General features: G+C 56.5%; 13 protein-coding genes. 3 read left to right on the plus strand and 10 right to left on the minus strand.

What is annotated here, in order from left to right; genetic code table 11:
- A complete protein-coding gene (locus G5B47_RS19015) occupies nucleotides 1-1,350 on the minus strand; it encodes a metallophosphoesterase family protein (protein ID WP_165101425.1) in 1,350 nt (449 codons plus the stop codon).
- Between the two features lie 5 nt (nucleotides 1,351-1,355).
- Nucleotides 1,356-2,492 carry a glycosyltransferase family 4 protein gene (locus tag G5B47_RS19020; RefSeq protein ID WP_165101427.1) on the minus strand — a complete coding sequence of 379 codons (1,137 nt, stop codon included), beginning with the start codon at nucleotides 2,490-2,492 and terminating at the stop codon, nucleotides 1,356-1,358.
- Between the two features lie 356 nt (nucleotides 2,493-2,848).
- Here G5B47_RS19020 and G5B47_RS19025 point away from each other — a divergent pair, with 356 nt between their 5' ends.
- Both G5B47_RS19025 and G5B47_RS25395 read left to right on the plus strand, forming a co-directional pair.
- Nucleotides 2,849-4,246 (plus strand): RsmB/NOP family class I SAM-dependent RNA methyltransferase, encoded by a 1,398-nt coding sequence (locus tag G5B47_RS19025; protein WP_165101429.1) that lies wholly within the window; start codon nucleotides 2,849-2,851, stop codon nucleotides 4,244-4,246.
- 144 nt (nucleotides 4,247-4,390) lie between these two features.
- The gene (locus G5B47_RS25395; RefSeq protein ID WP_206107440.1) at nucleotides 4,391-4,483 is read left to right on the plus strand and encodes a sporulation protein YjcZ; all 93 of its coding nucleotides are present in this window, start codon (nucleotides 4,391-4,393) and stop codon (nucleotides 4,481-4,483) included.
- A gap of 118 nt (nucleotides 4,484-4,601) precedes the next feature.
- Here the strand turns inward: G5B47_RS25395 and G5B47_RS19030 are convergent, their stop codons facing one another.
- From G5B47_RS19030 to G5B47_RS19055, 6 genes are all read right to left on the minus strand, one after another.
- On the minus strand, nucleotides 4,602-5,402 hold the full coding sequence (locus G5B47_RS19030; protein ID WP_165101432.1) for a Cof-type HAD-IIB family hydrolase: 801 nt from the start codon (nucleotides 5,400-5,402) through the stop codon (nucleotides 4,602-4,604).
- A gap of 76 nt (nucleotides 5,403-5,478) precedes the next feature.
- The gene (locus G5B47_RS19035) at nucleotides 5,479-6,237 is read right to left on the minus strand and encodes a pseudouridine synthase (RefSeq protein WP_165101435.1); all 759 of its coding nucleotides are present in this window, start codon (nucleotides 6,235-6,237) and stop codon (nucleotides 5,479-5,481) included.
- Nucleotides 6,238-7,755, minus strand: a complete 1,518-nt coding sequence (locus tag G5B47_RS19040; RefSeq protein ID WP_165101438.1) for an RsmB/NOP family class I SAM-dependent RNA methyltransferase — start codon at nucleotides 7,753-7,755, stop codon at nucleotides 6,238-6,240.
- Between the two features lie 104 nt (nucleotides 7,756-7,859).
- Nucleotides 7,860-8,309: a DUF309 domain-containing protein gene (locus G5B47_RS19045; protein WP_165101440.1), complete on the minus strand. Its 450-nt coding sequence runs from the start codon at nucleotides 8,307-8,309 to the stop codon at nucleotides 7,860-7,862.
- A complete protein-coding gene (locus tag G5B47_RS19050) occupies nucleotides 8,299-9,111 on the minus strand; it encodes a GTP pyrophosphokinase (protein ID WP_165101443.1) in 813 nt (270 codons plus the stop codon). Before G5B47_RS19050 ends, G5B47_RS19045 begins: the two co-directional genes overlap by 11 nt.
- A 128-nt stretch (nucleotides 9,112-9,239) precedes the next feature.
- Nucleotides 9,240-10,337, minus strand: coding sequence for a quinone-dependent dihydroorotate dehydrogenase (locus G5B47_RS19055; protein ID WP_165101445.1), 1,098 nt, complete (start codon nucleotides 10,335-10,337; stop codon nucleotides 9,240-9,242).
- Nucleotides 10,338-10,520: 183 nt separating this feature from the next.
- On the opposite strand from G5B47_RS19055, the gene G5B47_RS19060 reads away from it, so the two are divergent.
- Nucleotides 10,521-10,658: a hypothetical protein gene (locus G5B47_RS19060; protein WP_165101449.1), complete on the plus strand. Its 138-nt coding sequence runs from the start codon at nucleotides 10,521-10,523 to the stop codon at nucleotides 10,656-10,658.
- On the opposite strand, the gene G5B47_RS19065 is transcribed toward G5B47_RS19060, so the two are convergent.
- Both G5B47_RS19065 and G5B47_RS19070 read right to left on the minus strand, forming a co-directional pair.
- On the minus strand, nucleotides 10,655-12,109 hold the full coding sequence (locus tag G5B47_RS19065) for a L,D-transpeptidase (RefSeq protein ID WP_165101452.1): 1,455 nt from the start codon (nucleotides 12,107-12,109) through the stop codon (nucleotides 10,655-10,657). The genes G5B47_RS19060 and G5B47_RS19065 overlap by 4 nt on opposite strands.
- Before the next feature lie 150 nt (nucleotides 12,110-12,259).
- Nucleotides 12,260-12,502, minus strand: a complete 243-nt coding sequence (locus tag G5B47_RS19070) for a ferredoxin (protein ID WP_025334438.1) — start codon at nucleotides 12,500-12,502, stop codon at nucleotides 12,260-12,262.
- Nucleotides 12,503-12,558 lie beyond the last annotated feature (56 nt).

The raw sequence follows: 12,558 nt of genomic DNA on the forward strand, positions 1-12,558 counted from the left end.
TTACCGACCTCCTTGCCCGTTCCGGCCTTCAGGGAATGGACGGCTCTCTTCTTCTCCTGGTTCCATGACATCGCTCAACAGCGTTACGGCTGTTTCGGCCGCCCGCATCAGCCAGGCGCGCATTTCGTCTTCCCCGATTTCGGCTAGCAGCCGTCTCAGCTCGCGATTCTCCGCAAGCGGCGCCAGCGCCGCCCGGGCAAGCTCGTCCAGAGCTTGGCCGTTCCCGGCGCTTTCCGCAGCCACCCGCATCATTTCTCCCAGAAAGCTGTCCTCCGCAAGCAGGCGCTCGCGGTCAACCTCCGTTCCGGATTCCAGAGAGAAGCCTTCGGTCCAGACGAGTCCGCGGAACAGCCCCTGTTCCGCCCGCAGCGCTTCGCGCCGGCGCAGCTCGTCCAGCAGGTCTCCCGCCGCTCCTTTTTCAGCCAGCACGCGGTGTACGGAACCGCGCCCGGTAATCCGGAAACGCACGACGGACATCAGCTCCGGGTGAAGAGCGCGAATGTCCTCGACCGACTGCTCCACCGCCTCGATCCATTCGGTTTCCCGGACTATTCCGTCGATGGAAATATCCCGGATCAGGAAGCGCACTTCATCCAGCTCCCGAAACCGCAGGCTGGCAATGCCGCCGCCGTCCACGTCCACGACATAGCAGCCCTTCGGCCCGGTTTCTTTAACGCTGCGCCCCTGGATATTTCCCGGATATATAATGTAAGGGCGTTCATGAAGAATCCGCCGCTTATGAATATGACCGAGCGCCCAGTAGTCGAAGCCCGAATCTATCAAATCCCGGCGCGTGCATGGAGAATAGGTCTCATGCGCCGGATCGCCATCCACGTTGGCGTGCAGCAGCGCGATATGGAACAACCCGCTTCCCTCTTTCCTCCGATACCGCAGCGACGTATTCTCCGTCACTTTGGCCGTGGGATAGGATAAACCGCTGACAACCGCCGCTTCCCGCCCGTCGCTGCGCCGTACAGCCATCACTTGTTCCGGCAAATCTGCGCCGAATACCGTGACGCCCTCCGGAAGATCCATATGAAGACGCGGACCGTCCAGCGGGTCATGATTGCCGTGTATGAGATAGACCGCAATCCCCCTCTTGGAGAACTCCGTCAGCGCTTCATGAAAGCGCAGTTGGCTCTGAAGAGAAGAATCGGCGGAATCGTAGACGTCACCGCTGATGACAACGAAATCGGCCTCTTCCTCCACCGCCACGGCAACAAGCCGCCCGAGGGCGGCGAATGCGGCTTCGCGCAGGTAATTTCTTATCGGCCCCGGAATATGCGACAAGCCGGCGAACCGGCTGTCCAGATGCAAATCCGCGGCATGCACAAAACGAAACGGAACCATCCGGTTCACCCTTTACGATCGGGTTGAAGCTGCAGATACGTCTTCTTCAGTTCATTGGCGATGCGGGTCAGCGAATACAGATTTTTGGCTTTGTCCCATGCCGACCGGGACAGCTCATAGCGGTAAGCGGGATCGGTGATTACCTTCTCCAGAGCGTCCGCCAGGGCATCTACATCGTCGGGCTTGACGAGCAACCCGTTGACACCGTCCTCGATTTGCTCGGGAATGCCACCCACGTCTGTACCGACGAGCGCCAGACAGCTCAGCGCGGCCTCCGCAAATACCGAGCCGAAGGCTTCCGCGCGGGAAGGCAGTACGAAGATATCGAAGAACGGCATAAACTCTTCCGGATGAAGCGTGTACCCGTAGAAGATCGTTTCATTATATATTCCAAGCGATATCGCCAGATTCTCAAGCTCAGCGCGGAACGGGCCGTCGCCGATAATATGCAGCACGTATTCGTGGCCGCGCTTCTTCAGCTCGGCGCAAGCTTTGAAGAGGATATCGAGCCCTTTCGCCGGCACGAGACGGGTAACGGTAACCAATTGGGGAACAGCGTTTTCGTGCGCCACCGGCTTAAAGCGTTTTTCGTCGAACCCGTTCGGGATGATTTGGATGCGGGACGGGTCCTTTGTATAATGGGACATATAATCCGCAAAGGACTGCGACACCGTCATCAGCCGGTCGCTGACATATTCCAGTTCCCGGTAAATCTTGGTCAGGAACTGATGCTCCAGCCCGTTCTCGGTGATTTTCCCGTTCAGGATTAGCTCACGTTCGTAACTGGAGTGAACCGTCTGAACGAGAGGCACATCCGGGAACACTTTTTTCATCGCCAAGCCGGCGATAGGATGATGCGCATGAATCAGATCATACCGTTTGTTTAGGCGCAGCTTCGTCCACCACAAATAATCCCGGTACGTCTGAATGTATTTTTGCACGACCGGACTTTCGCCGTAAGGCGTCCAATCGAACGTTTCGAAGACGATTTCGTCGCTGCCTTTCCCCCGGATACGCTTGGGGAGCCAGAAGAGCTCCATCTCCCAGCGGCTTGATCGAAACCGTTCCTGCAAATATGGAATCATGGAGGATACACCACCGGGCTGCTCCGGCGGAAAGAAGAGCGCTTGCAGCAAATTCATATGGTAAGTCCCCTTTTCTATTGCCTAAGATGAAACGGTTGCGCCTTCCTGTACCGGAAGATACAACTTCACCCGCCCCTTCAGGGATGGTGCCGTTTCCCGCAGAAATAGAAGAACATTTTATAAGCGGGTGAGCCTATAAATTCTTATCCTTCAAAAAACGGCCTTGCATGGCAATTATGTTATAGTTGAGCATATGTACATAGATACTGTGGATGTTCCTACTTACAATTTTATCGGCATACGTCTGAAACGGCAACACACAAAACCGTGATGATCCGCAGACGGAGTCTTACGGCCTTACGCCGCAAGGGTTTAACTAACATGATTAATTTGAGCAAGAGGAGAATGCTGCCATGAATAAGGAAATGCTGCCCGCCGCTTTTACAGCGAGAATCCAGGAGATGCTGGGAAACGAAACGGACGCCTTTCTGGATACCTATTCAGCACCGAGGACCCAAGGACTGCGGCTGAACCTGTTAAAAACCGAGATAGATTCGGGACGAAACGCAGCGGACCAAGCGGTGAGGCTATTCGGCCTTCAGCCCGTACCTTGGTGCCCTGGAGGCTATTATTATGAAGAACCCGCGCGCCCGGGCCGCCATCCATACCATGAGGCCGGATTATATTATATTCAGGAGCCGTCGGCCATGTCCGCCGCCGAGCTGCTGGCTCCCCGCCCCAGTGAAACTGTGCTGGACCTCGCCGCCGCGCCCGGGGGCAAGACCACTCATATCGCTTCCCTGATGGGAGGGCAAGGGCTGCTTGTATCGAATGAAATCCATCCCGAACGGGCGAAAATCCTGGCGGAAAACGTGGAGCGCTCGGGAATTATGAACGCGCTGGTCACCAGCGCAACCCCGGGCGAGCTGGCGAGCCGCTTCCCTGAAGCCTTCGACCGGATAATGCTGGACGCCCCTTGCTCCGGGGAAGGCATGTTCCGCAAGGACCCGGACGCCATTAACGAATGGTCGCCGGAGCATGTGGAGCTGTGCGCCTCCAGACAGTGGGATATTGTTCAGGACGCATACATCATGCTGAAGCCGGGCGGCCGGCTGGTCTATTCCACCTGCACGTTCAATACGAAAGAGAATGAAGAACTCATATCGCGGCTTACGGCAAATTATCCTGACCTAGAGCTGCTTGCAGTCAAGCGGCTGTGGCCGCACTATGAAAAAGGCGAAGGGCATTTTGTGGCGCTGCTGGCCAAAGGCGCAGCCTTGAGCCCAGGTAACGCTTCCTTCTCAGCACAAGATTCCGCGAGACGCAGGGGACGGGCTGGCAAAGGCCGGACGGGAGGACAGGCGGAAGCCTCCGCGCAGGCCGCATTCCGGCAGTTCCTGGAATGGGCGGCAGCGGAAGTTCCGGGCTTACGGTCGGAAGGAGTGCCCGTTCTGTTCGGCGATTCCCTCTACCTCCTGCCTTCTTCATTTGGAGCCTCTTTTTCTCCCGAACTCCTTAAGGGACTGCGTATTCCGCGCGCCGGCCTCCATCTGGCCCACTTGAAGAAGAACCGGTTAGAGCCTGCCCATGCGCTCGCCATGGCGCTTCGTCCGGAACAGGCGACCCGCATGTTCGACCTGAACTCCGATAGCCCGGAGGCAAGAAGCTGGCTGCGGGGAGAAAGTCTTGCCGTGCCGGATGACCTTCGGGGCTGGACGCTGGTCACTGTGGACGGGCTGCCCCTGGGCTGGGGCAAAGCCAGCGCCGGCCAGCTCAAGAATCATTACCCGAAAGGGCTGCGCCTTCCGTAGAAGCCCGCCCATATTAACGCCGCTGGGCGGCTGACCGAAGCGGCAGGGGCCCTCCCTACATACGATGTTCTATCCCATGAAGCCGTTCCCGAAAATGAGAAGGCAGCTGGGAGAACGTCCCTTTATTTTAAGGAGGAATCCAATATGGGCACAGTTTACGGAGGCTTCACTTCAACCGGAGCGATTCTGGTTCTGTTTATTCTGCTAGTCATTATTAGCCGCTCGTTCTTCATTTAGTTTACCTTATACTATACGTCCGGATAACAAAAGAGTGCTCTTGGCCGCAGCTAAAAGCACTCTTTATATTTGATATTCATAAGTTCATTTTGCCGAAAGATCCGCTTTCGCCCCTGAGTTAGGACAGGCAGTATTTAATAAGCGCCTCGGATACGCCATTCTCATTGTTGGTTCCGGTGATGACGTCAGCGGCTGCTTTGACTTCCAGCGGAGAATTGTCCATGGCGATTCCAAGTCCCGCAAAAGCAAGCATCGAAATATCGTTATAATAATTCCCGATGGACAGCACTTCCTCCTGACAGATGCCAAGCTGCTTCGCCAGCTGCTTCAGCGCATTGCCCTTGGATGCTTCCGGGTGCATTAAATCGACGAAAAACTCGCCGCTGCGCTGAATATTGAACGTTTGTAACCACGTATTCCATTCCCGCTGGGCTTCGTCCATCTTGTCCGCCGTGGAAAACACGGTGAATTTCACAATCGGTTCGCGGAATTCTTCCCAAGCCGGAAGCGATGCGGGAACCAGCTCGAGATGCTCATACATAAATCGGGCTTCTTGCGTTAAGTACTCCACATTATCTACGTAGAGTTCAAAAGCGGTATTCACGTCAAAATGGATATCGCGCTCGCGGCAGTACCGAATATACGGATCAAGTCCGCGCCCGTCCATCTCGTATTGATGAATGACCTTCTGGTCCTCCACCCGCACGGTAACGGCGCCATTGTCCGCAAGTACATAACCGCTTAGCCCCATCTCCTCCATTATTGGAAAAGCATTCTTCGGGTTTCTCCCCGTACAGAGTACGACCCGGCCGCCCTGCCTGGTAACCTCCGCAACCGCCTCCTTGTTCTCGGGGCTTAAAAAGTGATCGTCGTTCAGCAGCGTACCGTCCACATCAAGCGCTATCAGCTTGTATTTCATTCTCCACCGTCCTTGACCATTCTTTATCTGTCTTTTCATTATAATATAGCGCCTTCACGGGATGTGGCCATGATTGTTAAATTTCCGCGCCAAGCAGCGTAAGTTCCGCTTCGGTCAGCTCCCGGCAGGCTCCTTCGGGCAGGCTCTCGTCCAGAGCCAAATTGCCCATCGAGACTCTTTTTAAAAAGACGACTTTTTTACCGACCGCCTGAAACATTCTTTTCACCTGATGAAACTTTCCTTCGGTTATCGTGAGGGAGATTCGCGAAATGACTTGTTTCCCGCGCTCTCTCCCTAGAATGACCAGCTGCGCAGGCTGGGTTACATAACCGTCATCCAGCTCCACTCCTTCGGCAAAAGCCGCCACGTCTTCCGGGCCGACATCGCCTTCCACAACCGCCTCGTACGTCTTCGGCACATGCTTGCGCGGCGACAGCAGCTCATGGGCAAGCTTCCCGTCATTCGTAAGCAGCAGCAGCCCCACCGTGTCTTTGTCAAGCCGCCCTACGGGAAAAGGCTCGAACACCGCATAGCGCTCTTCCAGCAGATCCAGCACGGTCCGGTCCCGTTTATCCTCCGTCGCCGACAGCACGCCGGGCGGCTTGTTCATCATGAGATAAATATGCTCACGGTAATGAACCGCCTCTCCGGCCACCTCGATCTTGTCTGCGTAGGGATCGACATGCGCGCCGCTGTCTTTAACGACCACGCCGTTTACCGTGATGAGCCCCTGCTTCGCCAGCTTCCGCAGTTCGCTGCGCGAGCCGAAGCCAATATGGGACAGCACCTTGTCCAGCCGCTGCGTTCGGCCTTGGCCTCCTTTCGTCTTGGACATCTATGTCCACCTCCAGCCTGCGGGATATTCGTTCTTAAGTATGCCGTCCTGCCATTTCCCCCAGCCCACGCTGTATTCGTCAATGCAGACGAGCACGTAGCCCTTGGGGACTGCGCCGAGAGCGAGCCTCAGACGGTCGGCCGGAATAGATAGCGTCTCCCCTTTTAGATAGGAGACCGCTCCCGCTCCTTCACCGGCAAGCGACAGACTGCGCCGGCTTTCCTGCGGAGTCAGCGCGGTGGCCAGGGGATGGCCCGGAATGAAACGTCCGTTCTTTACATGCCCCATGTACCAGCCGGGACGCACCGTCTTAAGGCCGTCCAGCGCTTCACGCGGCAGCGGAGACATGTACAGATGCTCCCCGAACAGGATCGGGAAGCCTTCCGGCTGCCAGCCCAGCTGCTCCGCTGCAAACTCCGCGTAAGCCGCCATCATGCCGTCCTCCGATGGAACGGCCGCATTCCGTCCCCGGCTTCCGTTTCTGCCGGTAGCGCGGCCGCTCCCCCGGCCTTCTTGAGCCTTGTCCTTGCGGGAGACAGCTGTCCGGCCGCTGTTCTCCCGGCGCGGCGCGGCCGTCAAGGACGAGCCCTCGGGCGGCGTTCCGGCTAAAGTATCCGCTCCCTCTGCCTCTTCACGCCTTAACACGGCGATAAAATGCCCCTCGCCTTTCACCTTGTGGGGCCATAAACGCGCCGTGCCCGGAAGCGGCGGGTATCCGGGCGAGAAGAAGCCTGTCCCTCCGGCCGGAACGACCGAAAACTGCGGATGTCCCGCCAAAAACCCGGCGATACTCCCTTCATTCTCCTCCGGCGAGAATGTGCAGGTCGAGTAGACCAATGTGCCGCCGGGCTTCAGCGCGCGGGCCGCCGCCTGCAGAATGTCGCGCTGCATGCCGGCATATTTGGCCGGCGTGCTCTCGTCCCACTGCCGGACCATGTCCTCATCCTTGCGGAACATGCCCTCGCCCGAGCATGGAGCGTCGATCAAGATGCGGTCGAAAAATCCGGGGAACGCCGCGGCGATCCTCTCCGGGCTCTCGTTCAGGACGACCGCGTTTCTCGCGCCGCACAGCTCCAGATTCTTGGCGAGAGCCTTGGTCCGTTCGGCATTCAGGTCATTGCTGACCAGCATGCCCCGGCCCTGCAGCTTCGCGGCAATCTGGGTCGACTTCCCTCCGGGAGCGGCGCACAGATCCAGCACCCGATCGCCCGGCAGGACGCCCAGCTGCTCTACGGGAGCCATTGCGCTCGGCTCCTGAATATAGTAAAGGCCGGCGTGATAATAAGGGTGCTTGCCGGGTCTTGCTCCTTCGGCCGTATAGAATCCCGTGGGGCACCAGGGAATCGGTTCCATACGAAAAGGGGCCAATCGCTGCAGCCCTTCCACCGGAATTTTTAATGTATTGACGCGGACGCCGGTATGAGGAATCTCCCCATACGTCTCCGCAAATGCTTCGTACTCCCGTCCAAGCAGGTCCCTCATCCGCTCGGAGAAGGAGCGCGGAAGTTGTACCGCCATACTGCATCCTCCCGGTAATCTCATTAGCAAAAAGGGGTGTATAACTGAAGGAACACCCCCTCAGGGGGTGTCCGTGTGCCGTGAACTTATTCAGCCGTGCCCGGTCAGCGGCGGCAGGACTGCTGTCTGCAGGGCCCCCGCCGCTGGGGGATATTCGGCTTGATGTCAGGCGATGCGGTCTGAACGGCTTCCGCCAGCTTCTCATCCGCGATGTCGATCGTCAAATCGTAGTAGGGGAACGGCTTCTGCTCGTATTCCTTTAGCTTCCGGACATATTCTTCGGTCTCGCGGACCAACTTAGTTAGGTAAATGCCGAGCGTTACATCCGGGTACTTACGGAGTCTTGAAGCCGCCCCTTCCAGCATAATCAAGGCGCCGCGCACGTTGCCGTTGCGGAAATGATACAGTCCGACAGCGACTTGGAGCAGCGCTTTGTACAGCGGATCGCGCTCCTTGAAGAGCCACAGTTCCTCCAGAACCTCATGGCACTCAAAATAATCGCGGTCCCGGTTAAAATAGACCAGATAAGCAACATACAGCCTATCATAAACCATCCGGTAAATTACCTTTCTTCGCTTCCGAAATCATGGCGCGCACGCGGAGCAGCAGCTCTTTCATCGCCTCCATGTCCTGGCGCTGCCAGATTTCATTGAATTCTTCCTGACTGCGGATGGCTTCATTGACAAGGTGGTAAAAGTACAGTTGATGTATCGCATGAAGCACCTGGGTCGTCGTATTGGAATTTTCCTCAAACGTCTTCTGCGCCTCCAGAATCTCTTCGCGGATGCTGGACATCTCGGAATCCAGTATCGAAGCGGCCTCCGCCGCCGTCTTCAGGCGCAGCCTGATTTCATCCGGCAGGCTTTCCCGGTATTTATAGTTTAGGGAATGCTCGATGGTCGCCCAGAAATTCATCGCCAACGTGCGGATTTGAATTTCGGCCAGCACAATTTTTAGCCCGAGCGCCGTCTGTACCGGATATTTGATGATCATATGGAAGCTGCGGTAGCCGCTCTCTTTGTAATTGGTAATATAGTCCTTCTCATATAACACTTCCAGGTCTTTGCGGGCGCGGATCATTTCCGCCACACGCCGGATATCCTCAACGAATTGGCACATGATCCGAATGCCCGCGATATCCTCAATTCCCTGCTCCAGATCCTCCATCCGCACATTAAGGCGCTTCGCCTTTTCCAAAATACTGGAGAGCCTCTTCACCCGGCCGGTGACGAATTCGATCGGCGTATATTCCTCGCGTTTTTTGAGTTCCGCGCGCATCGTTTTGAACTTGACCTTTAGCTCTTCTACTGTCTGTTCATAAGGAAGCAAAAAAATGCCCCAATCCCTGCCGTCCATCGTCCTTCCTCCTGTCTCTCGTCGCCGCTCCTGCCATGGAGTAACGGCTGCGCCGCCTCCTAAGGACCACTCCGTTTCCGTACTTAAATAAGCACCCAAGGATAAAGCGTTTAAAGCTTTCCTTTAGCTTATAATTGGACGTCCGCGCCCACCGCCTCGGAGATATGCCGGAACCCGTCCCGCCGCAAAAGATTCCGTAAACCAGCGTGGATTCTGCGGTTTACCTCAGGACCTTCGTAGATAAGCGCTGTATAAATTTCGACTAGGCTGGCGCCAGCCCGAATCTTGTCATAGGCATCCTGGGGAGTAAAAATGCCGCCCGAGCCGATAATCGGCAGCTTTCCCTTCGTCTGGCGGTAGATCGCGGAGATTACCTCCGTCGATCTGTCCCGCAGCGGCTTCCCGCTGAGTCCTCCGGTCTCCGATGCCTTCTCATGCGTAAGCCCCTCGCGGCTAATCGTCGTGTTGGTAGCTATGATACCATCCATTCCCGCTTCTGTCAGTGCTTGCACCATATATTCCAGCTCGGATTCGCTGACATCGGGAGCGATTTTGACCAAAATGCTCTTCTTGACGCCGGTTGCCTTGCGCTGAAGCTCCATCTCTTCCTTGACTTCGGACAGCAGACGGGACAACTCGCTTCCGTGCTGTAGACTGCGCAAATCCGGCGTATTCGGCGAGCTGATATTAACTACAAAAAAATCACCGTACGGATACAGCGAACGAATGCATTTTCGGTAATCCTCGTGCGCTTCTTCATTGGGGGTCGTCTTGTTCTTGCCGATATTCACCGCCACCGGAATGCTCCGCCGGGTTTCCGGCTTCAGACGACGCGCCATCGCTTCCGCGCCTTCATTGTTAAAGCCCATCCGGTTGATAAGCGCTTCATCAGACGGCAGGCGGAACAGCCTCGGCTGTTCATTTCCCGGCTGTCCCTTCGGCGTCACCGTGCCGACCTCCATAAAGCCGAAGCCGATGGAAGAAAATCCGGGCACCGCCTGGGCGTTCTTATCCAGTCCGGCCGCAAGCCCCACTGGCGTATGAAAATGGAGGCCGAACAGGTCGACGGCCAGTTCCGGCGTCTCCGGGACGCCGTACATAAGGCGCAGAGCCGAGCGTCCTCCCGGCAGGGCAGCCGCTTTTTCCAGTCCCCCGATTACGAGATGGTGTGCTGCCTCCGGGTCCATGTTGAAGAAAAAAGGTTTAGCAATATTTCGATACAGCACCGTTCTCGCTCCTTCAGGCATAAGGTTTCATTCTAATTTTAGCCTTTTCCACTGGAAAAGAAAAGTTTTTGTCACTGCCGCAGATATTCGCCTTGGACATGGAGTATAGTATTTTTATTGAAAACGCATTACAATGTAAAGGTACATGGAATTCACGATAAGAGAAAAGGAAGGTCGAACCCTATGTCAGCCAAACGCAAACCGCCTACAATGCATCAGAAAAAAGAAGAGGTCAACCGCAAAGCGATTCTCTGGGTCGGCGTCAGCATTGCGCTGCTTGTGCTTGTTTTCATCATCCTCTTTATCGTAACCGGCAGTTAATTCAGCCAGTGGTACTCTTTACGGGGGTTGGTCTGATTCCCGGCGGCGTTCAGGGAGAAAGGCTTCTCCTGACGCAGCGTTTCGTCAGGCAGAAGACCCCCTTTGACAATTTGCACACGGGTTCCTTTGGGAACAAGATCGAACAGTTCCTCGATATCGGCCCGCTTCATTCGAATGCAGCCCAGGGATTCGTCTTTGCCTATGCTGTCTGGTTCATTGGTGCCGTGGATGGCGTAGTTGGTATCTGACAGCTGCATCCCCCTACTGCCGAACTCCCCGTTATCGTGTCCGTTCGGATTTACGACCTTATCGGTTATGACGAAGCTGCCTTCGGGCGTCCGGCTTCCTCCAAGACCCACTTCATAGCTCCGAATTAGAATCCCGCCGCTGGTTACCGCCAAGCGGTGTTTTTGCTTGTCGATGAGAATGGCGAGCGGGCGGGACAGGAACGGCATCTCCGCCCCGCCATTGCCTGCTGATGCCGCCACCGCTTCCGCATTCTGTTCAGCCGCCGGCGCTACGGCCGCAGAACCTTGCGCGGCCCGCCCGGACCGTTCCGCCGCTATTGATTTCAGCGGCCCGAACGCAAGCTTCATCAGCGGAGTCGTCCCGGCCAACCAATTGCCCGGGAAATCTCCGGCCAGCTCGGCCAGCGATTCCGGAAGCCGGCCTTTGGCGGCGCGAAATCCGTTCAGCGCGCTCCAGAGTACGGCAAGCTGTTCCTGCCGCTCCTGCCAGCCGGCTGCCTTCTCCTTGAGCGGCCCGGTATCCGGCGGCTTACAAACGCAGGCCGCGGCATCGAAGGACTGGATCGTCGTCCGTCCGTTGACCTGACGATCCACCGTATAAACGACAGGAAGCCGCTCTTTCCAGAGGAGCCATTTCCCCGACCGCTGCATGCCCAGCACAGCTGTCAACGAAGGAGCCCGGCCGCCGCTTCCGCTTCCTAGTATTCCCGCCAGATCGCGCACTGACGGCCCGCCGCCCGCCTCGCTGGCGGTGAAGCGAAGGCTGTCCACCCCCGCTGTCTCCGAGCCGCCTTGCTTCCCGGGACCATCATGATGGTCTTCGGAAAGGTCCGGCAGGCCGGAAGACTGAGCCTTGTCAGGCTTCCGGCCAAGCGGTCCCGAATCTTTACCCGGCGCGATAGCCGCGGCCGGCGTCAGAACAAGCAGCAGCAGCGACAAGGATAACAGCAGCTTTCGCGCGGCGCCTGTCCGCCGTTCCCGCTCGCGCGCCGACCGAAGCAGCCCTTCCTCATACTCCCGGAGCATATCTCCCGGCACTTTGCTCTGTTCGAAGGCCTCGTATACGCCCCCGGCCTGATTGAAGCAGTAGTTCGCCTTCCCGTCCTGCCCGTTCTTTTTATATTCCTTCCCCAGCAAATACCACGCCATTTTATTTTCTGGGTGCTTCTGCACATACTGCTTGAGGTACTGCGAATTTTTCATCGTTACCTCCATATAGTTGGAACAGAATCAACTTTTTTATACTATATATCGGACCGAGAACGCCAAAAAGACACCCCGGCCACGAAAAATCCGTGAAACGGGGTGTCTCTTAACAAGCCGAGCAATTCATTGAACAAGCGAAAGCGTCAATTAGCCTTCCTTGTTAAAAGGCGTATCGGAAATTTTGATCGAGTCCGTCGGGCAGCCGTCAGCGGCATCCTGCAAGTCATCGAACAGATCTTCCGGGATATCCGTAATACCGCGGTTAGCGTCCGCTTCGTAGATAACCTCAGCCAGTCCCTCATCGTCGTAATCATAAATGTCCGGGGCCGTAGCGCCGCAAGCTCCGCATGCGATGCAGGTGTCCTTCTCGACCCAAGTGTATTTAGCCATAATTCTCTGCCTCCTGTTGACCAATCAGCTCCGCGCAAGGCAGGCTGTTATAATAA

Source organism: Paenibacillus apii, assembly GCF_011043685.1.
Lineage (GTDB): Bacteria > Bacillota > Bacilli > Paenibacillales > Paenibacillaceae > Paenibacillus_AQ > Paenibacillus_AQ sabinae.